The organism is Aquibacillus rhizosphaerae, from assembly GCF_030282825.1.
GTDB lineage: Bacteria > Bacillota > Bacilli > Bacillales > Amphibacillaceae > Aquibacillus_C > Aquibacillus_C rhizosphaerae.
This window is the reverse complement of sequence record NZ_JASTZU010000051.1, coordinates 1-22,801: the sequence shown is the minus strand read 5'-3', so window position 1 is coordinate 22,801 and position 22,801 is coordinate 1. Positions and strand designations below refer to the sequence as shown.

Genomic DNA, 22,801 nt, shown 5'->3' with positions numbered 1-22,801 from the left:
CAGATAGTTATATGAATTTTTTCTGATAGATTTTATTTCTATCATTTACTACATCAAATAAATGATAGTGTTTTGAAAATCGAATATCCTCTTTTGCACCTATTCCTAAAAAACCTCCAGTACAAAGACTTTCTAGGAACAGTTTTATCGTTCGATCCTGTAGCTCTTGTTCAAAGTAGATAAAAACATTGCGACAAATAATCAGATTCATTTCTCCAAAAACACGATCTGTCACTAGGTTGTGTCCGGCAAATACAGTATGTTTCTTTAACTCTTCTCTTAGAAGAATAGAATTATATTTCACGGTGAAATAATCCGCTAACCTCCCTTTACCACCTGCATCTTCATAATTGTTAGCATACTGCTCTAAGTTTTTTGCTGGATAAATCCCTTCTCTTGCTTTCATCAAGACATCCTCGTTTAGATCCGTACCATAGATTAGCGAGCGATCCAAAAGCCCTTCCTCTTTTAATAAAATGGCTAGTGAATAGACCTCTTCACCAGTCGAGCAGCCTGCCGACCATACCTTTATAAAAGGATACGTTTTTAAGACAGGGACAACCTCTTCTCTAATCAACTTATAAAAAGAAGGGTTTCGAAACATTTCTGTGACATTAATAGATAGGTTTTTTAACACTTCATAAAATGTTTTAACATCATACAAAACCTTATGTTGAAGCTCTGATATATTTTTACTATTCGTCTTTTCTAGAATATGGCTAACTCTTCTAGTCAGGTGATTCGTTGAATAATTTCTAAAATCATACCCATACTTTCGAAAAATAGCCTCTAACAATAATTGAATTTCAATATTCGTATTTTCCTCATGGTTCCATTCATTTTTTTTCATCTTTGTAACCACACTTTAGCCAAGGATAAAAGTTGTTCAATATCTACTGGCTTAGACATATAATCATTCGCGCCAGCTTCCAAACACTTTTGTTTATCTCCTTTCATCGCCTTCGCTGTAAGGGCAATAATCGGAAGATCCTTATATTTTGGTATTTTTCTAACCTCACGCATCGTTTCATATCCATCCATTTCGGGCATCATGATATCCATTAATATCAGATCAATATCTTCGTTTTCTTTTAACCTTTTCAATCCTTCTTTTCCATTCTTCGCAACGACAACTTTCATATCCTGATCCTCTAACACACTGGATAAAGCGAAAATGTTGCGCATATCATCATCCACGATTAGCACCTTTTTATTTGATAGTAATTGGCCTTTTGATGAATACTTTTCTTGTGCTTGATTTTTTTTGAACGATTGGTCTTCAATGTGATGTAAAAACAGTGCAAGTTCATTTATTAATCTTTTTTCTGAACGGTCACTTTCTATAATAATACTGTTCACATACTTTTTTACGATAACTTCATCATCTTCAGAGATCATTTCATCGCTGTACAAAATAATTGGAATAGAGGCAGTATCTGGATTGCTTCTTACCGTGCGCAAGAAATCCAGCGCTTCCTCATCCTTTAAGGAAAAGTGTATCACTATGCTATTTATATTTTGCTGATCTAGTATGTTGTTTGCTTCAACAAAGTTAGTTGCCTTTATATAGGGAATTTTAACTTTTTTAATTTGTTCTATGAAATCTTTACCTTTTCCATCATCATGAATAACGAGCAATTTATTCTCTTCACCTGCAACAACATTCCCTTTTAGGCTTCCATCTATACCTGCGAAAAGCTTCTCAAACTTTTGTCCAGTAATCGGTTTCGTTGTAAAACCAAGCGCACCCAAATCCCTCGCTTTTTGCATCTCGTCTAAAGAGGACACAAAATGAACAGGGATATGACTTGTCTTTTCATCTTCATTAAGGCGCTTAATCACTTCAAAACCGTCAATTCCAGGTAGTTTAATATCAAGAATAATTGCGTCTGGTTTAAAGTTTTTCGCCATCTCTAAGCCTTTCTCTCCCTCGAGAGCGCTCAGACATTTAAATCCTCTATCCCCCGCAAAATCCTTTATTACTTTCACAAAATTCGGGTCATCATCAATGATTAAGAGAATTTTATCCTTCTCAACCTCTTGATAGGAAACTTTCTTTTCTTCTACTATAATCGGCTTTGGAACTTCTTTCTCTTCTAATTCATTTTTATCAGGAATCAGCAAGGTGAATGTACTACCTTCTTTTTCTTTACTTACTAACTGAATTTCTCCACCTAAAAAATTAGAAAATCTCTCGGATATGGATAAACCAAGGCCAGTTCCACCATATTTCCGATTCGTGTTTCCATCCGCTTGACTAAATTCCTTGAATATTAATTGCTGTTTATCTTCTGGAATACCAATCCCGGAATCCGAAACGGAAAATGCTATACAATCCTTACTAGCGGACCTATAGATTTTGATAGATACAAAACCTTCATTCGTAAACTTAAAAGCATTAGATACGAGATTTTTAATAATTTGCTTTAGTCTTTGTGGATCAGTCTGAATCTGTTCAGGTAATTCCTTATCTATTTCTACAGAAAAGTCTAAGCCTTTCGTTATTGCTAATTCCTTAAAGGCCTGCTTTATATCATCTGTAAAATGACGAAGATGAACATAATCTAAATTTACTTCCATCATACCTGCTTCTACTTTGGCTAGATCCAAGATCTCATTAATTAGCTCTAATAAATCATGTGCAGCTGCATAAATTGTTTCAGAGTACTCCACTTCTTTTTCAGTTAAGACGCTTTGCTTGTTATCATACATAATCTTAGAAAGAATAATAATACTATTTAAAGGCGTTCTAAGTTCATGCGACATATTTGCTAAAAACTCTGATTTATATTGGTTTGCCTTTTCTAGGTTTTCAGCTTTTTCTTCTAACAACTTCTGTGTCTTACGAAGCTTTTCATTTTTCTGATTTAACTCGTCTCTCTGTTTTTCCACATCCGAAGATCGTTCCTTAAGCTCCTCATTTACATTCCTCAGTTCTTGCTGTTGGGATTCAAGGCGAGCTTCTGATTTCTTTAATTCTTGCGTTTGTTGCTCTAGTTCCTCGTTCATTTGTTCCATCTCTGTGTTAGTTTCCATTAACTCTTCTTGTTGCTCTCTTAATTCCTCGGTTAGTTTTTGACTTTGATCTAGTAATGCCTCCTTCATTTCATTCGCTTGATGAGAAGTAATGGCAATGGCAACGGACTCGCCTATATTTCCCAAAAATTCAACATGGTGTTCTTCAAAAGTTCCCATCGTGCCAAGAACGATTACTGCTTTTGTCTCATCATTATATACACACGGAATAATCGTCATTTGATTTGGCTTTAACTGAACAATGCCTGTATCTACAATTATATTGTTTTCCGGAATCTCTTCTATTATTTTCATCTGTTGGTCTACTGCTACCTGGCCAATTAAACCTTCTCCAGCCTTAAAATCCCTATGTGAATAAGGATGTCCGTAGCTTCCTACCTGTCTTAATATATTATCCTCTTCTAACACGTATAAGACTCCAACAATAGCATCAACATGATTAGTTAGATTTTTTATCACTTCATCTGTTGATCGCGATAAACTTTGTGCATTTTGAATGGCACTACTTAATTGAACCCTTCCACTTCGAATATAATTTTGCCTTGTATTAACATTCATCATTTCGTTTAACACTTTAGTCATTTGGTGAAGTGCGTCTGTTACTTCAAAAAGGTTATTAAAGTTTTCATCCTCTAATTGTTGGATCAAACTTTTGCTAAATTCATTTTTATTCTGAAAGCTTAATGATTCAGAGTGTTCATGAATATTTTTTGTTTCATAAAAAATGACTCCGGCAATCTTTCTTAGTGATCGTTTTAATTTATTTAAATCGGTACACACTCTACCTAATTCATCAATGGAGGTCATACTTAGGTGTGTAGTCAATTCTCCCTCAGAAATTTTCGTAATCGATTCTTTAATTTTTATAAGACTTTTCTTATTCGAATAGTTGAACATATTAATGGTTAGTAATAAAAGGGCAACTAGTCCAACTGTAATAATAATAAAGTGTATTTGCACTTGGTTAGTCGGAATCGTTTCATGAATTATCGCAAATATTAAATAACTAGTAACTGAATAAACAGCCAAGAAAATGCCTACAACTGTTATGACCGTTTTATTGATTAAACTAAATTCTTTATATTGATTAGGCTCAATGATCGTTTCAACAAGCGTTGGTTCTTCTAAAGTATCCGATAAAAGCCTTTCAGCTATAAAATAATTATTAATAAAATTAACTAATACAGACTGAAATAATGCTACCAGTGCTGCAATATAAGTAGTGATTTCAAGAGGTACGTATATATTTGTAATTAAAATAACAATACATACACCATAGGCCCATCTAATAGACGCACTAAACGCTTCCTTTAATGGGTATTTAAGTAGTTTTAATTTAATTTCTGATAACTGTGAATCATCTAAACTATCATCTGTATAAAAAGATTTTACTGGCTTGTACAATCCAAAATACCGAATAGATAGACCATGACTAAATGTGACAATCAGCGCAATCACTAAACCAATAGTAGAGTATTGCAAACGTTCCCCAAGTAAATCACCATGGTAAAAGACAACATATACCGCCAAAGGAATTAAAACTAAATACGATATTCCTTCCATCATAATCGTTGATCTTACAAATAAATCTCTCGCTTTATTCACCGTTAGCCCCCCTGCCCAAGTAATTTAAACCTAAGAATATATTATATCGTTTATATGCATGATTTGTAATGTCTATAAATGGATAAGTTGTCACAAAGTGAAACTTCCATCAGTAGTTTCTTATAGTGTGCCTAAAATGTATTATTTTGTCGAGTGAATAACACAAGATAAAATATGATTCAATGTACTCATCTAATCTCTCAGCTTCATTAAAAGGAAAAACAGCAATAAACTATGAATTGAGTCAATTTCATAATTACCTTATCAGTCATCTGCGACAATAGATAGTTTGGAAATAGTTTTATTCAACTATATATTGTTGTAGGTGACGACAAAATTAGTATTATGAAATGGACTAAATTGTATATATTTCCATTTTAATTAGGATAATTACCCAATTGCAGTTGATAGCAGGCTGAAAAAAATAAAAAAGAGGCTTCTCATGCTTTATTAAAGCACTGAGATGCCTCTTTACGTTTGCTATTCTATCAGGGGCTTGAGCAGCTATTACATCATTATACCGTTAACTCTTTATGAAATACTTATATACGAGGAGAGTATACTAATGAGAAAAAAGCATCAATTAATTTTCTTATTTAGAACAAATTAGCTTTTACTACTACATTGTATAGGAATGGATTATGAAAATGTATCAATTTTTTGCGTATTGCTAAACAGTCCAAATGATAAGGTACAAATATTTTTTATGACTGTTCACTATCCAAGAACCTTAATTAATCACTTACTTGAAGAAAAAAAGCAAATTAATCGTGGCTTATATGACATTAGAAATTGGAATAAGTGTTATATCATTATACTTATAATAAGAACCTACAATTCCCTGTCTTAATAGCGGGGATTATCCACTTAAAGGATAGCTCTTTTCAGTACAACTCTAATTTGTTAAATTAGTAATAAGAACTTTCATTGCCTTCATAATAAGTATCATAAAGATTTTTATAGTTATCTTTTAACTTAGCAATGTTAGTGGCATCATTTGAAATAAAATTAATAACATCAGTGCTTACATATAATAAATATTCATTGGAATAGAATGAAATATATGCTGTTGGTAGTCCCTTTCTCGCAATTAAACAATAGTTATATACATCTAACAGGATTAATATTTTTTGTAACAGCATATACGATTCCATCATTTGTATCGCTTTCTAATACTACATATTCTTTCCAATTCCTCAAATAAATTACTTGGCCAACTCTTGATTTGGCTGATTTGCGTTTTCCATTGAAAATATATTCAGAAATAAAGATAGCATTAATGAGTTTAACTCTACTTAAACATTATTTTCATTTAACATCTCTTCTTATTTTAGCAAACTGACTAATAATACACGGTATTAGCTTTTTCGCAGCAACATACTTGGCACACAAAAGGCTTCAGCGAAGGAATTAGTAGAACACTTCCCTTATCTAGGAGAAAATCTACAACATTGGCGGTAAAAAGGACAAGGTCTCTCCTGTTTCCTCTTAGAAAAACTGACTCCTCCAACTGAATGACAGCCTTTCTTAAGTTAATCTCCTCTTATACCAGCACTCATTTCCACAAAAGTTGTCCCTTTGGATGTCTGCTTATAACCCACAAAAATAGGAGTGGTCTGAACCTGATCTTCTGACTCGATATAGTTCAGTACCTCCCAGAATTTCTCCTGTGAAGATATCTCTAATTCCTCAAAAGCTATTGTCATGACCATATCCTTGACGAAGAAATAACTGCGGAAGCTTACATTTTCCTCTTTCGGTAGCTCTACCTGGCCTTCTTCAACCACAAAGAAGAGTTCCGCAACCATTAGCTGATCGAAAGGGTTGCTCATTATCGCAAAAAACATATCACCTGTGGGATGGTATCCATGCTTTGTCAACAGTGCTTCAAAGTCCTCAAAGGCCAAGTGAATTTCCTCTGGAAGGAACCGGTACAGTTTGGACGCTACATTTTTATATGAAATAGCATGATGATCATACACCATGAGATTCACCTGAACCTAATACAGGAACATAAAGATCAAGAATGATATCACCATAGACTTCCAATAGAACACAATAGAACGAGTCTTCAACATCTACCTCGCTTTCAGTTGCATAGTTCTTTATGCTGTCATAGGCTTGGTTGAAATCCTGGTAATGTTCGGCCTGTCTGAGCAGAAGTGCATCCCGTACATCCACCTTTTCCTTATATTGAATGTCTGAGTCACCAGCCATTTCAACCTTTTCATTGATTGGTCGATAGTATGTAAACTCACCCTTGTCTCCGGTATCGTGGGCTTTAAAAGTAAAAAAAACAGGTCCATTCTTATAGACTCTCTGCTCCAACTCAAGCTCTTCAAGAATCGCAAAGCCTTCCTGCCACTCCTCTTTTTTTCCTTTCATGGAATACGTCATCAAATGGTCGAAATATAGTGAACCTCTTTTGATATCCATTCTTATCCTTTCCTTTCCATACCAATTTTTTTAGACGATTTGATTCTGCTCTGATACACATTGAATCTATCAAACCTAAATTTGCAGTAAAGAATCACCAGCTGCTCAGGCAGGACGAAAATCATGGTGTAGAAGATTAGGATCGGAAGGATGATTAATATAGCAGATTCAAAATATTCCATTTGAAAATTTCTAATAAAATACTGAATAGTAAAAACACAACTGAGTCCACCCACAATGGCAACCGGTAAATAAGATTTGGTCTCAAACCGTTCCCTGGTTTGTCCTCGGGATGAACCTTCATGATACTCCCCTTTTTTTAACAGTCTTAAAAACCGAAATATTGTAATACCCAGCAATAAAGTGGCAGTAGTTAAAACAATAATGGTAAACAACACCAAAGACTCTGCTGTAGCTTGCTCTCCTTCTCCTATTGTGAACAGGGCCCATAATAAAGCAGGAAAAGTAAAAAGCATTTGAGAAACCAGGATTGTCAAAAGATATTGCAACTTCTCAAACCTTTTATAAATAGCAGGTATACAGAACAGTAAGGATAATATACTGAAACAGATGGAAGCTGCAAAGTGTATCTCTTGAATAGTATCAGTACTAGGATACTTCGTGTAAGAAGAGGCAATAGAGTAAGTCAAATAATAAATTAGCCATTGAAGAGGAATGGCTAAAATCAAATTACCTCCTAAAGATGTGGGACTTTGCCTCCCTGAAACAATTGGTGCTTTTAATACTTCGAAATATTGCTCAGGCAATTTATTTAGCATAAATCTTCACCTTCTTTCTTTTAGTGAAACCATCCTTTAATCTTATCCATCACGGATTTTCCAGTCTTTTCATCTTTTTTATTTAGCAAAGTATTTGCAGCAATTCCTGCGGCAACCCCAATTGCGGTTCCAACACCCGGAATAGGAATGAAAGCCGTACCCGCTACAGTGAAAGCTGCTTGGACAGCCCCTCCTACTGCTGTGTCAATCGCTGTATCTACTGTTGCCCTTCCTATAGCTTCTCCTCCTGTCAATCCGCCTTCCACAGCAGTATTATAATTACTGTAGTAGTTCAAACCAGCAATTACAGGACCAAGGCTTTTGGTTGCACCTTTTAGCACCCCGCTCTTGGCAATGCCTTTGATATCCACAGTGTCCTTAAGGGATTTCCCAGAACCTTTAACTGCTGCAACTCCAACTGTTTTTACTTTCTCAAAAGGAGTGGCATAATCATTCCAGTACTTTAATAAAGGATTCTTCTCTAAGGCTTTCTCACCTACTGAAGACCATCCGCTTTGGCCTGGCTTTTTCGAAGCATATTTTAGGATAGTTGTGTTTTTAGCTGCTGTAGCAATTAATAATCCAAGTTACCCCATTACATTATCTTACAATAAGCACTGTGTTCATATAGTAAAAAGGAATTGATTACCTTCAATAATTATTAACATGGATACAAAACAAAGAAAGAAACCAAATCATTTGAGATTTGGTTTTCTAATCGGTTTGATATTTTCATATATTTATCTACCTAAACGATTATGCTTTTCTTTTTCGCATGAAGAGGAAGAGCATGCCACCTAAGAAGAGTAAAAACCCTACTAATAAGTACTGATAGATCGTAGTGGCAGTTTCCGGTAGTTTTTGTCCGTCATCCGTTACAGGCTGTTGTTCTATTTCTTCCTGTTCAAAAACGGTATAGGTGCTGAAGTGATCGGTTTGTGCTGTCACGTTTCCATCATGCCACTCTCCGCCGATTGCTTCCCATTCTTCGAGTTCTGGATTCCAATAGAAAAGTTGCAACTGATCTTTATCATTTACTTTGTTGCTATCAACAGAAAAAGTCAGTGTCACTTTTTCGTCGAAGGTTTTTAATTCTTTTTCGCCTTGTTTGATTTCAAAATCATAGACCACACTCAATGCTTGATCTATATCAGCTAAACGCTCAAACTGAATTGATGCAGCCTCGGATCCATTAGCGAAATTGGAGGCAGCTAGTTGCAAGCTGACATTTTTTAACTGAATGATAATCGTTATACGATGCTCCTTCAGCCATTTTATTTGGTCAGAAGTAAATGCTAGATTAATAGAATCATTATAATCACGTAAATCTATCCGTAATTCACCCTGATTAGCTAGCTCATGGAGCGAGTCTGTTTCGATCGTTGCCTCGCCATTGGTAACGTCAGGTGTTAAGGTAACACTGGTTTGTTTCTTTGGAGCTTTTGAGTCCTCAGGATCTTCTGGATCGACAGGGTCTTTTGAATCTTCAGGATCTTCCGGATTGACAGGTTTTTCGGGATCTTCAGGGTCCGGTGAAACTGGATCAGAAGTATCGATTGCTTTGAAATTTGCAACGACACTATTATTGTTATAAGTCACAGTTACCTCGTAATCATCTGCAGTTATATTATCGAATTCACCTTTCACGTTGTCAGCAGTCATTAAAGTAATATTCGCAGCCTTGTCTATTTCATAATTAGAAAGATCCAAATTCAGATCCCCGCCATCAAGGTATAACAGTCCATCTACATTTAGTTGAGTTTCGTCATTATCCATTGCAATATTCAGGCTTCCAGCTTCCATTGTTAAATTACCGTTTAAATTCAGAGGTTCATCGACATTAACTAAAACTGTACCATTTTCTACATAAAGATCGCCTTCACCAAAAGCAGTCGCAGAAGTAGCTTCTAATGTTCCTCCTTGCAGCAATGTGCCTCCTGAATAACTATTACTTCCTGTCAATGTAAGTGTACCTGTCCCCTGCTTGGTAAGCATACCACTGCCAGTGATATCATTTCTCCACCAATCTTGGGCATTAAATCTTCCTTTTGAAGCATCCATATTTACTGTTACATTGCTTAAAAACGCACCATATCCATCAGATGCTGTTACCAAATCAATTCTTCCCCAACCATTTGATTCGTCTATTACAGGGTAGCCTGATTCAATTTCTGTGGTATACAATACTTCTCTACGCTGTTGATCAGTCAAATAAGGTTGACGAGTTTCCAATAAAACTTCAGCGCCTTTAGGTACTACAGGGTCTAAACCTTTTATGCCAGTTTGAGGTAATCCGTATGTAAGTTTTTCCCGATAGAATGCTTTATTTGCTTCATGATCTTCCCATTTTTGTTCATCGTATGCACTTTCAAATGTATAATCCTCTGTTACCGTATGTGCATATTCATACAAGCTCATTTCTTTTGATGCAGCTAATTCACCGAATACTTCTCCAGCATTTTGGTAAGCCTTATCCAATACCTCTTGATTTTCTGTAAGGTTGTATGCGTAGGCAGTCATTGCAGTTGATTGTATTCTTGCTCCTATAACATCAAGTGGAGAGTGCATACCAGTCACTATTCTGTTTTCTCCCATTTGAGCTGCTCTAGTTAAAAATTCAGAAAATCTTTCCGGTGTTGCGTATGCAAATCCGAATGTTGACAAATAAGCTGCACTTGTATGCCCGCTCGGAAAAGCTCCGTCTTTACCTCTCCCGTCTTCCGCTTTTCTTTTTACATATTCTAATGCAGGAATTACTTCCACATTCGTTTCGTATTGTTGGAAATGTTTCTCTCCTGTTTCTTTTTTGCCGCCTGAAGGTAATTCTTCTACTTTACTTTCACCACTACCGATTGTAGCCCATTCAGGTAAACCATTCTCATCAACAACTTCTTTCACTTCTCCATTTGAATTCATTCTGTACGGCCTTGGAGATGAGAAAAAGTACTTAGACGGGTTTGAAGAAGAAGGATTTCTAAATCTAATTAAAGCAACTAAATCCATCGCATCTCTAAGTTCAGATTCCTCCCATTTCCCCATTCCTTGGCTTTGATCTTCAACAGTCATTTCTTCCAATACCATATTCATTTCATCTACAGTTCTTACAACATTTGTTATCGGATTAACGATATCTACGTAGTTATTAGCCAAAGGGCCATAAGCATCCATCATGCTATATATCTTATCTCGTTGATCATCATAATAGGCCGCTAACGCTTCTTCATCCGTTCTGTTTTTAGTAATGTCTTCTACATACTTAATATTAGCTTCCCAAGTCTCTGAATCTCTGATTTCTTCGTTTGCATATGTTTTCTTATCCGCTACTACCTTTGTCTTATCATTTTTATATCCATCAAAATAAACGGTAGGTCCGTCACCATATTTAGCAACCTTACCATTTACACCTGGTACAGTTAACGCTGTTCCGTCTCTCCAATCTGGTTGATTCATAGACCATACCTGATCAAAACCACCTAAAATACTTATAAAAGGATTAGTCGCAGCTATATTCTTTAAGTGTGAATCATTAGCATTTCCGCCATTATCCACTGCTGGTAAAGGCTGCTCAACTTCAGGAGGATTTGTATTTATTTCTCCAGTAGTCCCTTGTGGCTTTGAAGGTTTTGAATGCTCCTGACTAGAATATTGACTAGCGGCCAGAACAGGAAGCTCTAAAGAAGTCATAGTTAGCACTGCAAGTAGTAATATTATCGATATTTTTTTCATGAATTTCATACCTTTTTCATTTCTCCTTTTCTGTTGCATATTTTTAACCCACAAATTTCACTTTAAGGGATTCTTGTTAAATGAATGTAGGGAAATTGTTGTAATTTTGTAAATTTTATGTAGAAAAGGAGAGACTTATTACGAAAATTAGCAGGTTGAGTATTAGTAGAGAAAAATGCTATTGGCCTGCCCCAGGTTTTGTTGCAATTGTGGTAAAGTGAGACTTCAATCAGTGGAAGTTTTACACTCGCACTGATTGTAAGTGCGGTTATGGGTCAGTAACTGTCAAAAGACAAAAAATTACGCTCACATATTTAAATATTTGCAATTAAAAAACTCTCAAAAATTCATAGAGAATTAATGAGAGTTCTTATTTAAATAAATTTATTAATTTAAAGTGATTAAAATGTGGTCATCACATAATACCAGTGCTTGAGACATTGGTGTATCAAGGGTTTTTTGGGGGCAATATTACATCATGCCGCCCATACCGCCCATGCCACCCATGTCTGGCATGCCGCCACCGCCAGCATTGTCTTCAGGTAGGTCTGCAACTACTGCTTCCGTAGTTAAGAACATCGCTGCAACAGATGCTGCGTTTTGTAGAGCTGAACGAGTAACTTTTGTAGGGTCAACGATACCAGCTTCAACCATGTTTACCCACTCGCCAGTAGCTGCGTTGAATCCAATGCCTACTGCTTCGCCTTTAAGACGTTCTACAATGATAGAACCTTCAAGTCCAGCATTGTGTGCAATTTGGCGAACTGGCTCTTCAAGCGCACGAAGTACGATGCTTGCACCAGTAGCTTCATCACCTGATAAGTCAAGTTCTTTTACTTTCGTATAGACGTTAAGAAGTGCAGTACCACCACCAGCTACGATACCTTCTTGTACCGCCGCACGAGTAGAGTTTAACGCATCCTCAATACGAAGTTTACGTTCTTTTAATTCTGTTTCTGTAGCAGCACCAACTTTAACTACTGCAACACCACCAGAAAGTTTAGCTAACCGTTCTTGTAATTTTTCTTTATCAAATTCAGAAGTTGTTTCTTCAGATTGTGCACGGATTTGTGCAACACGAGAAGAAATCTGTTGTGGATCTCCAGCACCTTCTACAATCGTAGTATGTTCTTTTGTAACAACTACTTTTGAAGCACGTCCTAATTGCTCGATACCAGTGTTTTTAAGCTCTAGTCCAAGGTCTTCAGTGATTACTTCAGCACCAGTTAATGTCGCGATATCTTCTAGCATCGCTTTACGACGATCACCGAATCCAGGAGCTTTAACAGCAACTGCATTGAATGTACCGCGAAGTTTGTTCACTACTAATGTTGCTAGTGCTTCACCTTCTACATCTTCAGCAATCAATAGAAGTGGCTTACCTTGTTGAACTACTTGCTCTAGTACAGGTAGTACTTCTTGAATGTTATTGATTTTCTTATCTGTAATAAGAATGTATGGATCTTCTAGTTCTGCTTCCATTTTATCCTGGTCAGTAACCATATATGGAGAAGAATAGCCACGGTCAAATTGCATACCTTCTACAACTTCTAACTCCGTGTTAAATCCTTTAGATTCTTCAATTGTGATAACACCATCGTTACCAACACGTTCCATTGCTTCTGCAATCAATTGACCTACTTCATCATCACCAGATGAGATAGCTGCAACTTGTGCAATAGATTCTTTGCTTTCGATTGGTTTAGATATTTTTCTTAATTCTTCTGTAGCAACAGCTACAGCTTTTTCAATTCCACGACGTACGCCAACTGGATTTGCACCAGAAGCAACATTTTTCAAACCTTCTTGAATCATTGCTTGCGCAAGTACTGTTGCTGTAGTTGTACCATCACCTGCTACGTCGTTTGTTTGAGAAGCAACCTCAGATACGAGTTGTGCACCCATGTTTTCAAACTTATCTTCTAGTTCGATTTCTTTAGCAATCGTAACACCATCATTTGTAATTAAAGGTGAACCGTACTTTTTATCTAATACAACATTACGTCCTTTTGGCCCTAATGTTACTTTTACCGCATTTGCTAATGTATCTACTCCTCGTAGCATTGCACGGCGAGCGTCTTCACTAAATTTAATTTCTTTAGCCATTTATAAAAGCCCTCCTTAATTCTATTTCAGTTATGATATTAAGTTATCTACTCTTCGAAATCTAAGCTACTACATTTAATACTTTTCAAATTAACCAATTACAGCTAAGATGTCACTCTCTCGAAGAATTAAGTATTCATTACCTTCATACTTCACTTCTGTTCCTGCAAATTTAGAGAAAATAATAATATTACCTTCCGCAACTTCAGGGGCAATTTTTTCTCCCTTATCTGTTACACGACCAGAACCAACTGCAATAACCTTACCTTCTTGTGGTTTTTCTTTAGCGGAATCTGGTAGTACAATCCCACTTGCTGTTTTTTCTTCTTGCGCAACAAGCTCAATAATTACGCGATCTCCTAGTGGCTTTAGCATTGTTAAAACCCTCCTTAAATATATTTCGAATGGTTTATTTAATTTTTAGCACTCACTAACTAAGAGTGCTAACACAATTATTATATTAATTAATTCAGTAAAATATTGCAAGTAAAGTAATTTATTTTTTTATAATTTTTTTTAAGCTATGTGAAATATTAAATGTATAAGGACCATCCTTAAGAGCTAATCCAATTTTGTTTGGACTAACTATTTCAATTTTATTCTAAACTTATGTTAAAATACGTACAATGAACAAAGAAATTGTAAATTTTGTTTGAAGGAGTCGTTGTTGTTTGCCAAAAAAATATTGGTACGTTATTTTAACTTATGTATTAATGCAGCTATCTTCTTATGTGGTTGCAGGAATATTACGCCTATTCACTATAGATGATGCAACTTTTTTCACGGTTGCTATCTCTTGGAATATAATAAGCTTTGTTGGTGCCTTAATCATCATCTTATATCTATTACGTCAGGATATGAAAAAAACGCCATTAAGGGATTCATCCACGGTTAGTGGAATTATTGGTTGGTCTATCTTAGGTGTATTCCTAGCAATTGCAGCACAAATAGTCTCTACGCTCATTGAAACATTTGTATTAGGGATTGAACCAGGTTCTGAGAATACACAAAATATCATGAACATTGCCAGAGCTGCTCCAATATTTATCGTAATCGTCTCTATTATTGCCCCAATATTAGAAGAAATAATCTTCCGAAAGATAATTTTTGGAACTATTTACGAGCGGACGAACTTTATTCTTGCTGCACTCTCATCAGCGCTCATTTTTGCTTTTGTTCATAATGACATTACTCATCTTCTTACATATACTGCAATGGGTTTTGTATTTGCATTTCTTTATGTACAGACGAAGAGAATAATAGTGCCTATACTTGCACATATGGCAATGAATACAATGGTAGTCATAGCACAATTAAGTGTTGATCCAGAAGATGTTGACAAGATGGTTGAAGATTTAAATCAATTACAAGTAATAATTGGAGGCTACTTTTAAATGAGGACATCACCTTTATTTATGGCTTCCCTATATTTTGGTATGGGAGTTTTATTTACGTATATTGCAATCCAATCGGTTGAGGATACAATATGGAACTTCATTACAATCTTACTCGCCTTTTTTGCTACATTAGATTTTGTAGTGTCGATGAGATTATTTAAATTACACATCAAAATTACGAAAGCCAAAGATAACAATAAATAAAAGAAAACAGCTATCCGAACTCGGTTAGCTGTTTTCTTTTATTAACACTCATTCTTCTTCTGCATCATCCTCATTATCAAGTGGATAATGCTTCATAAAGTAAATCAATGATTGAAGTTCTACCGCTAAATCAATGTGATGTACACGTACACCTTCAGGCACTGTAATTCTAGCTGGTGTAAAATTAAGAATCCCAGTTACTCCTGAATCAATAAGTCTTTCTGTTATTGTTTGAGCCTCAGAGAGTGGTACAGTCAAAATAGCTGCACCTACATCATGCAATTTATCTTCTAATTGATCGATATGATAAATCGGCACTCCTCCTACTTCAGTTCCAACCTTACCTGCATCTGCATCAAAAGCCATTTCTATTTTTGTATTGTTGTTTTTCATAAAATTATAATTTAAAAAAGCTGTACCCAAGTTACCGACACCAATTAATGCAACAGGTGTGCTTTCATCTTGGTCTAACGTTTTACGGAAAAATTCCAATAAATACTCCACGTTATAGCCATAACCTTTTTTACCCAATGCTCCAAAATAGGAAAAGTCTCTACGGATTGTTGCCGAATCAACTTTAACCGCATCACTTAACTCCTTGGATGATACTCTTAATTTACCTTGAATATGCAAATTATTTATAAATCGATAATATAATGGAAGTCGTTTTGCAGTAGCTTGTGGTATTTTACTTTGATCGCTCATTTAAATATCCCCTTACATACATTATTTATGTATTTCTGAATTGAATTATATAGTAACTTTCACTCTGTTAGCGCATCCATTTATTACTTATGCCCAATTGACCTCTTCATTTAATTATACTAGTTAACTTTTATTTTACCAGAAATTCCTTTTAATGTCGTGAATTGTTTAACAAACATTATGTAGTTATACTTTTCTATCATACAAATTATTATTCAGGTATCCATAGACTTGCTAGTTTAAAGTACGTTACGATACACTTAATTTATTGAGGTGAACAAAATGATTTTAATGCAAATAAACAATCTAGTTAAACGATATGGTGCTGAACTAATTTTATCGAATATTAAAGTCGAAATACAATCTAATGATCGCATTGCAATCGTAGGAAGAAATGGAGCAGGTAAATCTACGCTTCTAAAAATCATGGCTGGACAGCTTTCTTATGATGAGGGTACCATCCATCAACCGAAAGATAGCACATTAGGTTATCTTGCTCAAAATACAGGATTAGAATCCTCCCAAACCATATGGGAAGAAATGCTCGGTGTATTTCAACATTTGGTTAATAAAGAAAAAGAACTAAGAGAAATGGAACTCAAAATGGGTGATCCAGCTATTATGAACGATACAGCTACACATGAGCAACTCTTAGTTAATTATGATCAAAAGCAACAGGCATTTAAAGTAGAAGGCGGCTATCACTATGAAGCAGATATAAGAGCCGTACTTAATGGCTTGCACTTTCAAAATCATGACTTAGACACACCGATTAATGAACTCAGCGGTGGGCAAAAAACAAGGCTCGCTCTAGGGAAACTATTACTGTCTAAGCCTGATATGCTCATACTGGATGAACCAACTAACCACCTAGATATTGAAACACTCACATGGTTAGAAGGTTATCTAAATAATTATAGTGGTGCGGTTATTATCGTTTCCCACGACAGGTATTTCTTAGACAAAACGGTCAACATTGTTTATGAAATCTCACGAAATAAATCCGCAAAATTCCATGGGAATTATAGTAAGTATTTAGAGAAAAAAGCAGCTAACTATGAACAGGACATGAAACAATTTGAAAAACAACAGTCTGAAATCAAACGTATGGAGGATTTTGTTCAGAAAAATATTGTTCGTGCCTCTACAACTAAACGCGCACAAAGTAGGAGAAAACAATTAGAGAAAATAGACAAGCTTGATAGACCTAGCGGAAATGAAGCATCTGCTAAATTTTCTTTTGACATTCAAAAAAGAAGTGGTAATGATGTGCTTAAAGTACAAGACGCGGCTTTTAAATATGAGGATGGAGAGGACTATATTTTTTCTAATCTCAATTTTAATGTCTCACGAGGGGATCGCATTGCCTTAGTTGGACCAAACGGGGTTGGAAAAACAACCTTACTAAAAACAATCATTGGTGACCATCAAGTTAGTAAAGGAACCATTCAAATTGGTACAAATGTTCAAACTGGGTATTATGACCAAGAGCAAGCAAACTTAAATTCATCAAAAACTGTTCTACTTGAACTATGGGATGATTATCCAACGATGAATGAAAAAGACATCCGAACCGTACTAGGAAACTTCTTATTCTCTGGAGATGATGTTCAAAAACCTGTTTCCGCATTAAGTGGTGGCGAGAAGGCAAGACTCTCCTTAGCCAAACTAATGATGGAAAAATCTAATCTATTAATACTAGATGAACCAACAAACCACTTAGATTTAGATAGTAAGGAAATACTTGAGGCAGCGCTAATGGAGTTCCCTGGAACAATTTTGTTTGTTTCCCATGACAGATATTTCATTAATAAAATCGCAACACAGATTGTAGAAATGCTTCCTCAACAAACACATGTATATTTAGGTGACTATGATTATTATTTAGATAAAAAACAAGAGGCGCTTGAACTAGAAGAATTAAATAAGCAAGAAAATAAAGTTGTGGATAATGCAAATCCTGTGAAATCAAATTTTGAACAAGATAAAGAAGAGAAAAAGGAACGCCGAAAAAGAGAACGTAGAATTCAAGAAGTTGAAATAGAAATAGAGCAAATTGAACAAACAATAGAGGAAATTGAAGACTTGTTATGTAAACCTGAAGTCTTTCAGGATCATGAAAAAGCATTAGAGTTAACAGAGAAAAACGAGAAAAATAACCACCAATTAGAAACACTTATGGAAGAATGGGAAGAGCTTCATGAATAGAACGTTGATGAAAAGTAGGGTACTGGCTATAAGTCATTATCCTATTTTATTTATACAAAAACCGCCTGAATAAATTTCTATAGACATTATATCTACAAAAGATGAGTCTTTGTGCATAGTTGTCTAAAACCTTTATTTTACGGTGTTTTGTCTATACGTTAGCGACTTATTCGACCTATTCACAGGTTTATCCACAAATAATGGTTGATATATCTGTTTTCTACAGGTTTATCCCCATTATCCACAATTCAACACTTACTTATCCACAAAAGTTATCCTCAATAGAAAAGTTGAAACTATAACTTTCTACCCTGTTCTATCCACAGTTTGAAAATTTGATTGTTGATAACTGTAGTTTTTTGTAGAATCTATGCCATTTTAAAGACTTACATGCATAAAAAGAACTAAGACCAATGGATAGTTTGGCCTTAGTTCTTACTAATTTTCATACTTAGTCCTTAATGAATACTTCTCTAGACTTAAAGATGGGTTTGCATTTAAATCCCACGCTGCACGATGTCCCTGGTTATACGCAACAGTTCCTGCAGCTGCTATCATCGCTGCATTGTCTGTACATAAATAAAGTGGAGGAATAAGTAGCTCAATTGGTGATGCTACAAACTTTGCTTCTAATTCTTTACGAAGCCCCTTATTAGCTGCAACTCCGCCCGCTACAATCACTTGCTTTACATCATAGGCTATCGCTGCTTTTAATGTCTTTGTTACGAGGACATCGATAACACTAGCTTGAAAACTTGCTGCAATGTCTTCCTTTTCTAATACTTCATTCCTTTGTTCAGCGTTATGAAGTTTATTAATCACAGCTGATTTCAAACCACTAAAACTAAAATCATAGGAGTCCTGCTCTAACCATGCACGAGGAAAATCGATAGTCTCTTTGCCTTCCTGCGCTAGTTTATCGATAAAGGGGCCTCCAGGATAAGGTAATTGCAACGTCCTAGCAACTTTATCATAAGCCTCCCCTGCAGCGTCATCCCTAGTCTCACCAATGATTTCAAAGGAACCATGGTCCTTCATTAGAATCAACTCTGTATGCCCGCCTGAAACAACTAAAGCTAATAAAGGAAAAGAAAATTCCTTTTCTAATTGATTCGCATAGATATGACCAGCTATATGGTGGACCCCAATCAAGGGTTTGCTATTTGCGAATGCCAGTGCTTTAGCAGTATTAACTCCTATTAACAAAGCACCGACAAGCCCTGGCCCTTCTGTTACTGCTACAGCGTCTATATCATCTATAGTCATTTTAGCTTTCGTAAACGCTTCTTCCAAAACAATAGTCATTTGTTCTACATGGTGTCTTGAGGCTATTTCTGGTACTACACCACCAAAGCGTTTATGGCTTTCTATTTGTGAAGCAACGACGTTAGAAATGATCTCTGTCCCATTTTTAACAATTGCTACTGCTGTTTCATCACAACTGGTTTCTATTCCAAGTATGTACTGATCTTTTATATTCATAAATTCACCCACATCACTAATGCATCTTCATTATTATCTGTATAATAGTTTTTTCTAATACCGCCTGGAACCAATCCGTAATTTTTATAAAGATTCTGGGCAACCAAGTTAGAAACTCGTACCTCTAACGATAATCTTGCCGAACCTAGAGCAATCGCTTGGTTAATAACGTATTGAAATAGTGCTTTACCATACTTCTTACCCCTATAATTTGGATCAATTGCTATATTTGTTATCTGTGCCTCATCAATTACTACCCATAGACCACAAAATCCACATATAAGTCCATCCTTTTCAACTACAAAATAAAACGCATAAGGATTTTCTGTTAGTTCTTTATAATAAATATCCTTTGTCCACGGGATTGAAAAGGACGTTGCTTCTATTTGAGCAACTCGATCAATATCCATTACAGTCATCTGTCGAATGATAACCTTAGTCATCTTTACTTTTCTCCTGTTTTTCTAACCACTTTGCTTCTGCCTCGACTAACCGTAAATAGTTAGGTGTTAATGTGTGTAGTGAATCAGGTTGTTTTCCCGCACCAGCTAAGGCAAGCAATGACGGACGAGGTAAATGGTACATAGATTCTGGAATTATAGCTAGATCACCCATATACTCTTCAATTAGACCCTTATGAATATCAACATCTTGACTTAAGAACACGGTTGGCTTACCTTCCTCAGCCAAGCGTTCTAACCATTTTTCAAATGAAATATTTATCTCGTCCCATAAAAGTGTAACATTACCTTTATCATTAGACTGATACAAACCTGTGTAAACTAATCCCCGACGTGCATCAAAGAAAGGGCAGACTTGCTTATTTAAATAGGCACTTTGATAAGCAACTACTTCCAGACTTGATACTGCTACAATTGGAATGTTTAATGTCCATGCCATTGTTTTAGCAGTCGACAAACCTATTCTAACTCCAGTATAGGAACCTGGGCCCTTTGCTACCACTATTTTATCTAAATCTTTTGGATTAACCTCGGTTTCACGCATGATTTGATCAATAGCTGGTAATAAACGAACAGAGTGATTCTTTTTTACTTTTGTAATATACTCTCCGGCAAGTTGTCCTTCCTTGAGAACTGCCACTCCCATCGTTTCATTTGAAGTATCTATAGCAAGAATATTCATCGAGCTAACTCCTCACATATCTTTTCAAAGTCATTGCCCTTTGGATAAAAGCTAATAATACGAGTATTCTCATCTTTGACTCGTAGGACAATGTCCAATCTATTTGTTGGTAAAAATTCTTTTATAAAACTTGCCCATTCAATTACTGTAATACCATCACCATTAAAATACTCATCAAATCCAATATCTTCGTCACTTCCCTCAAGACGATAAACATCCATATGGTACAATGGCAATTCACCAAGATATTCTTTAACGATTGTAAATGTAGGACTATTTATTGTTCTTTTTACTCCTAAGCCAAATCCTAAGCCTTTAGTAAATGTTGTTTTTCCTGCTCCTAAGTCCCCTTCTAAGGTGATAACATCGCCCGGACGAAGCAATGTCGCCAACCTTTCTGCAACTTTTTTAGTTTCTTCTGATGTTTTCGTGATAAACTCAACTTTGTTCATTATATCCACCTACTTCAAATGCGTGTATCCAGACTTATCCAATATCGATACATCTTTATCTTCATGTAAAAATACATTTGGATTTGAATCCGTATAATCCGTAACATACCCAATCGCAGTTACTTTTGTTTTTGTACTTTCTGCAACCTTTTTAACAATATCCCAATCTTTTTTGGGAACTGTGCCAATTAACTCAAAATCTTCTCCACCAAATAGCTTCCACTCTTTCTGCATATCTTTGTCAAACCCTTTTAAAAGGTCGTGATAAGGAATACTATTATACTCTATGTTCATTGTTACTTTTGAAGCGTCTGCTATTTCTGCAGCTTCATTAGCAATCCCATCACTAATATCATTTAAAGCTATTCTAGATATACTTTTCAAATTATTAGCAAAGACCGGCCTAGGAGTTGGCATACGGTGTCGATCAATTAAATATTTAAATTTTTCCTGGGTCTCTTTCTCATGATTCATTAAAATATGTAAACCTGCAGCTGAATCACCTAATGTACCAGTAACAAAGATTATATCACCACTAATGGCATGACTCCTGTATCTTGATTTATCTTTATCTACAAAACCAATTACTGTAATAGATAAAACTAATTCTTTTCCGGATACTGTATCACCACCAATTAAGTCCATCTTATTCTCCGTTGCTATATCTTTCATTCCTAAATAGATATCTGCTAGATCTTTTTCTGACCAATGTTTTGGAATGACAATCGATATTAAATAATAAGCTGGTTCACATCCCATTGCTGCCATATCACTTATATTAGCAGCTAGAGCTCTATAACCAATATGAAACGGAAGCATAGTATTTCGGGAAAAATGTATATCTTCTACAAAGGTATCCACGGACGTAACCGTATCTTTATAGTTTTGCCTAAAAACAGCTGCGTCATCACCAATTCCTTTAATTAAACTAGATTGTACATAATTTTTCTGTTGTATCGATTTAATAAAATCAAATTCATCCATATGATTTCTTCGCCAACTTTCGTTAGGTGATTAACTCTATCATAGCAAAAAAAACAACTAAAAACTAAAACAAGTCTTATTATAAGGTTAAAAGTTATCTCTATAGTATCAACAACTTCTTGTTTTATAAATAGAAAATCAAGAAAGGCCTTAGGAAAATATCCTAAGGCCTAATATGTATTAAATATGTAAGTGGCGGTCCGGACGGGACTCGAACCCGCGACCTCCTGCGTGACAGGCAGGCATTCTAACCAACTGAACTACCGGACCAATATTTTTTCATGAAGCATAGTATCTTACATTAGATAATTTGGTTGCGGGGGCAGGATTTGAACCTGCGACCTTCGGGTTATGAGCCCGACGAGCTACCAGACTGCTCCACCCCGCGATAATGTGGTGACTATTAACTAATTCACCGACTATAGTTATGTTTATTATAAAGACTAGCGGCGTCCTACTCTCGCAGGGGCAAAGCCCCAACTACCATGGGCGCTGGAGAGCTTAACTACTGTGTTCGGCATGGGAACAGGTGTGGCCT

19 protein-coding genes, 2 tRNA genes and 1 rRNA gene are annotated in these 22,801 nt (G+C 35.7%); 3 read left to right on the top strand and 19 right to left on the bottom strand.

Features of this window, described 5'->3' with window-relative positions; all coding sequences use genetic code 11:
• Window positions 1–7: 7 nt before the first annotated feature.
• The 10 genes from QQS35_RS16125 to groES all read right to left on the bottom strand — a co-directional run bounded on the left by QQS35_RS16125 (window position 8) and on the right by groES (window position 14,063).
• The gene (locus QQS35_RS16125; protein WP_285933254.1) at window positions 8–850 is read right to left on the bottom strand and encodes a CheR family methyltransferase; all 843 of its coding nucleotides are present in this window, start codon (window positions 848–850) and stop codon (window positions 8–10) included.
• Window positions 847–4,641, bottom strand: coding sequence for a response regulator (locus tag QQS35_RS16120; protein WP_285933253.1), 3,795 nt, complete (start codon window positions 4,639–4,641; stop codon window positions 847–849). The genes QQS35_RS16125 and QQS35_RS16120 overlap by 4 nt, the downstream gene beginning before the upstream one ends.
• Window positions 4,642–5,549: 908 nt before the next feature.
• A complete protein-coding gene (locus tag QQS35_RS16115) occupies window positions 5,550–5,798 on the bottom strand; it encodes a hypothetical protein (RefSeq protein ID WP_285933252.1) in 249 nt (82 codons plus the stop codon).
• A 375-nt stretch (window positions 5,799–6,173) separates the two neighbouring features.
• Window positions 6,174–6,623: a DUF5085 family protein gene (locus tag QQS35_RS16110; protein ID WP_285933251.1), complete on the bottom strand. Its 450-nt coding sequence runs from the start codon at window positions 6,621–6,623 to the stop codon at window positions 6,174–6,176.
• The gene (locus tag QQS35_RS16105; RefSeq protein WP_285933250.1) at window positions 6,616–7,077 is read right to left on the bottom strand and encodes a hypothetical protein; all 462 of its coding nucleotides are present in this window, start codon (window positions 7,075–7,077) and stop codon (window positions 6,616–6,618) included. The genes QQS35_RS16110 and QQS35_RS16105 overlap by 8 nt, the downstream gene beginning before the upstream one ends.
• Window positions 7,078–7,079: 2 nt before the next feature.
• Window positions 7,080–7,856, bottom strand: coding sequence for an ABC transporter ATPase (locus QQS35_RS16100; protein WP_285933249.1), 777 nt, complete (start codon window positions 7,854–7,856; stop codon window positions 7,080–7,082).
• A 20-nt stretch (window positions 7,857–7,876) separates the two neighbouring features.
• Entirely contained in the window at window positions 7,877–8,227 is a 351-nt protein-coding gene (locus QQS35_RS16095) for a hypothetical protein (protein ID WP_285933248.1), read from the bottom strand.
• A gap of 385 nt (window positions 8,228–8,612) precedes the next feature.
• Window positions 8,613–11,591: a phosphatase PAP2 family protein gene (locus QQS35_RS16090; RefSeq protein WP_285933247.1), complete on the bottom strand. Its 2,979-nt coding sequence runs from the start codon at window positions 11,589–11,591 to the stop codon at window positions 8,613–8,615.
• Between the two features lie 462 nt (window positions 11,592–12,053).
• A complete protein-coding gene (groL, locus tag QQS35_RS16085) occupies window positions 12,054–13,688 on the bottom strand; it encodes a chaperonin GroEL (RefSeq protein ID WP_285933246.1) in 1,635 nt (544 codons plus the stop codon).
• Window positions 13,689–13,778: 90 nt separating this feature from the next.
• Window positions 13,779–14,063 carry a co-chaperone GroES gene (groES, locus tag QQS35_RS16080; protein ID WP_285933245.1) on the bottom strand — a complete coding sequence of 95 codons (285 nt, stop codon included), beginning with the start codon at window positions 14,061–14,063 and terminating at the stop codon, window positions 13,779–13,781.
• A 296-nt stretch (window positions 14,064–14,359) separates the two neighbouring features.
• Here groES and QQS35_RS16075 point away from each other — a divergent pair, with 296 nt between their 5' ends.
• Entirely contained in the window at window positions 14,360–15,082 is a 723-nt protein-coding gene (locus QQS35_RS16075) for a CPBP family intramembrane glutamic endopeptidase (protein ID WP_285933244.1), read from the top strand.
• The gene (locus QQS35_RS16070) at window positions 15,083–15,289 is read left to right on the top strand and encodes a YdiK family protein (RefSeq protein WP_285933243.1); all 207 of its coding nucleotides are present in this window, start codon (window positions 15,083–15,085) and stop codon (window positions 15,287–15,289) included.
• Between the two features lie 48 nt (window positions 15,290–15,337).
• Here the strand turns inward: QQS35_RS16070 and QQS35_RS16065 are convergent, their stop codons facing one another.
• Window positions 15,338–15,994: a redox-sensing transcriptional repressor Rex gene (locus QQS35_RS16065; protein WP_285933242.1), complete on the bottom strand. Its 657-nt coding sequence runs from the start codon at window positions 15,992–15,994 to the stop codon at window positions 15,338–15,340.
• Window positions 15,995–16,276: 282 nt separating this feature from the next.
• Here QQS35_RS16065 and QQS35_RS16060 point away from each other — a divergent pair, with 282 nt between their 5' ends.
• Window positions 16,277–18,202, top strand: a complete 1,926-nt coding sequence (locus QQS35_RS16060; protein WP_285933241.1) for an ABC-F family ATP-binding cassette domain-containing protein — start codon at window positions 16,277–16,279, stop codon at window positions 18,200–18,202.
• Between the two features lie 438 nt (window positions 18,203–18,640).
• On the opposite strand, the gene tsaD is transcribed toward QQS35_RS16060, so the two are convergent.
• The 8 genes from tsaD to rrf form a co-directional block, all read right to left on the bottom strand.
• Window positions 18,641–19,684 (bottom strand): tRNA (adenosine(37)-N6)-threonylcarbamoyltransferase complex transferase subunit TsaD, encoded by a 1,044-nt coding sequence (gene tsaD, locus QQS35_RS16055; protein WP_285933240.1) that lies wholly within the window; start codon window positions 19,682–19,684, stop codon window positions 18,641–18,643.
• Window positions 19,681–20,127, bottom strand: a complete 447-nt coding sequence (rimI, locus tag QQS35_RS16050; RefSeq protein ID WP_285933239.1) for a ribosomal protein S18-alanine N-acetyltransferase — start codon at window positions 20,125–20,127, stop codon at window positions 19,681–19,683. Before rimI ends, tsaD begins: the two co-directional genes overlap by 4 nt.
• The gene (gene tsaB / locus QQS35_RS16045; RefSeq protein WP_285933238.1) at window positions 20,120–20,827 is read right to left on the bottom strand and encodes a tRNA (adenosine(37)-N6)-threonylcarbamoyltransferase complex dimerization subunit type 1 TsaB; all 708 of its coding nucleotides are present in this window, start codon (window positions 20,825–20,827) and stop codon (window positions 20,120–20,122) included. The genes rimI and tsaB overlap by 8 nt, the downstream gene beginning before the upstream one ends.
• Window positions 20,824–21,279 (bottom strand): tRNA (adenosine(37)-N6)-threonylcarbamoyltransferase complex ATPase subunit type 1 TsaE, encoded by a 456-nt coding sequence (gene tsaE / locus QQS35_RS16040; protein ID WP_285933237.1) that lies wholly within the window; start codon window positions 21,277–21,279, stop codon window positions 20,824–20,826. The genes tsaB and tsaE overlap by 4 nt, the downstream gene beginning before the upstream one ends.
• A gap of 9 nt (window positions 21,280–21,288) precedes the next feature.
• On the bottom strand, window positions 21,289–22,263 hold the full coding sequence (gene thiL, locus QQS35_RS16035; protein ID WP_285933236.1) for a thiamine-phosphate kinase: 975 nt from the start codon (window positions 22,261–22,263) through the stop codon (window positions 21,289–21,291).
• Between the two features lie 193 nt (window positions 22,264–22,456).
• Window positions 22,457–22,533, bottom strand: a tRNA-Asp gene (locus QQS35_RS16030).
• Between the two features lie 41 nt (window positions 22,534–22,574).
• Window positions 22,575–22,651, bottom strand: a tRNA-Met gene (locus tag QQS35_RS16025).
• 53 nt (window positions 22,652–22,704) lie between these two features.
• Window positions 22,705–22,801 (bottom strand): 5S ribosomal RNA (gene rrf / locus QQS35_RS16020); the annotation flags it as partial.

Bases quoted from the DNA above. Each gene is read 5' to 3' on its own strand.
- QQS35_RS16125 (WP_285933254.1), bottom strand. From the start codon at position 850: ATGAAAAAAAATGAATGGAACCATGAGGAAAATACGAATATTGAAATT.
- groES (WP_285933245.1), bottom strand. From the start codon at position 14,063: ATGCTAAAGCCACTAGGAGATCGCGTAATTATTGAGCTTGTTGCGCAA.
- tsaB (WP_285933238.1), bottom strand. From the start codon at position 20,827: ATGAATATTCTTGCTATAGATACTTCAAATGAAACGATGGGAGTGGCA.
- tsaE (WP_285933237.1), bottom strand. From the start codon at position 21,279: ATGAACAAAGTTGAGTTTATCACGAAAACATCAGAAGAAACTAAAAAA.
- QQS35_RS16115 (WP_285933252.1), bottom strand. From the start codon at position 5,798: ATGATGGAATCGTATATGCTGTTACAAAAAATATTAATCCTGTTAGAT.
- rimI (WP_285933239.1), bottom strand. From the start codon at position 20,127: ATGACTAAGGTTATCATTCGACAGATGACTGTAATGGATATTGATCGA.
- thiL (WP_285933236.1), bottom strand. From the start codon at position 22,263: ATGGATGAATTTGATTTTATTAAATCGATACAACAGAAAAATTATGTA.
- QQS35_RS16065 (WP_285933242.1), bottom strand. From the start codon at position 15,994: ATGAGCGATCAAAGTAAAATACCACAAGCTACTGCAAAACGACTTCCA.
- QQS35_RS16105 (WP_285933250.1), bottom strand. From the start codon at position 7,077: ATGGATATCAAAAGAGGTTCACTATATTTCGACCATTTGATGACGTAT.
- tsaD (WP_285933240.1), bottom strand. From the start codon at position 19,684: ATGAATATAAAAGATCAGTACATACTTGGAATAGAAACCAGTTGTGAT.
- QQS35_RS16090 (WP_285933247.1), bottom strand. From the start codon at position 11,591: ATGAAATTCATGAAAAAAATATCGATAATATTACTACTTGCAGTGCTA.
- QQS35_RS16070 (WP_285933243.1), top strand. From the start codon at position 15,083: ATGAGGACATCACCTTTATTTATGGCTTCCCTATATTTTGGTATGGGA.
- QQS35_RS16060 (WP_285933241.1), top strand. From the start codon at position 16,277: ATGATTTTAATGCAAATAAACAATCTAGTTAAACGATATGGTGCTGAA.
- QQS35_RS16100 (WP_285933249.1), bottom strand. From the start codon at position 7,856: ATGCTAAATAAATTGCCTGAGCAATATTTCGAAGTATTAAAAGCACCA.
- groL (WP_285933246.1), bottom strand. From the start codon at position 13,688: ATGGCTAAAGAAATTAAATTTAGTGAAGACGCTCGCCGTGCAATGCTA.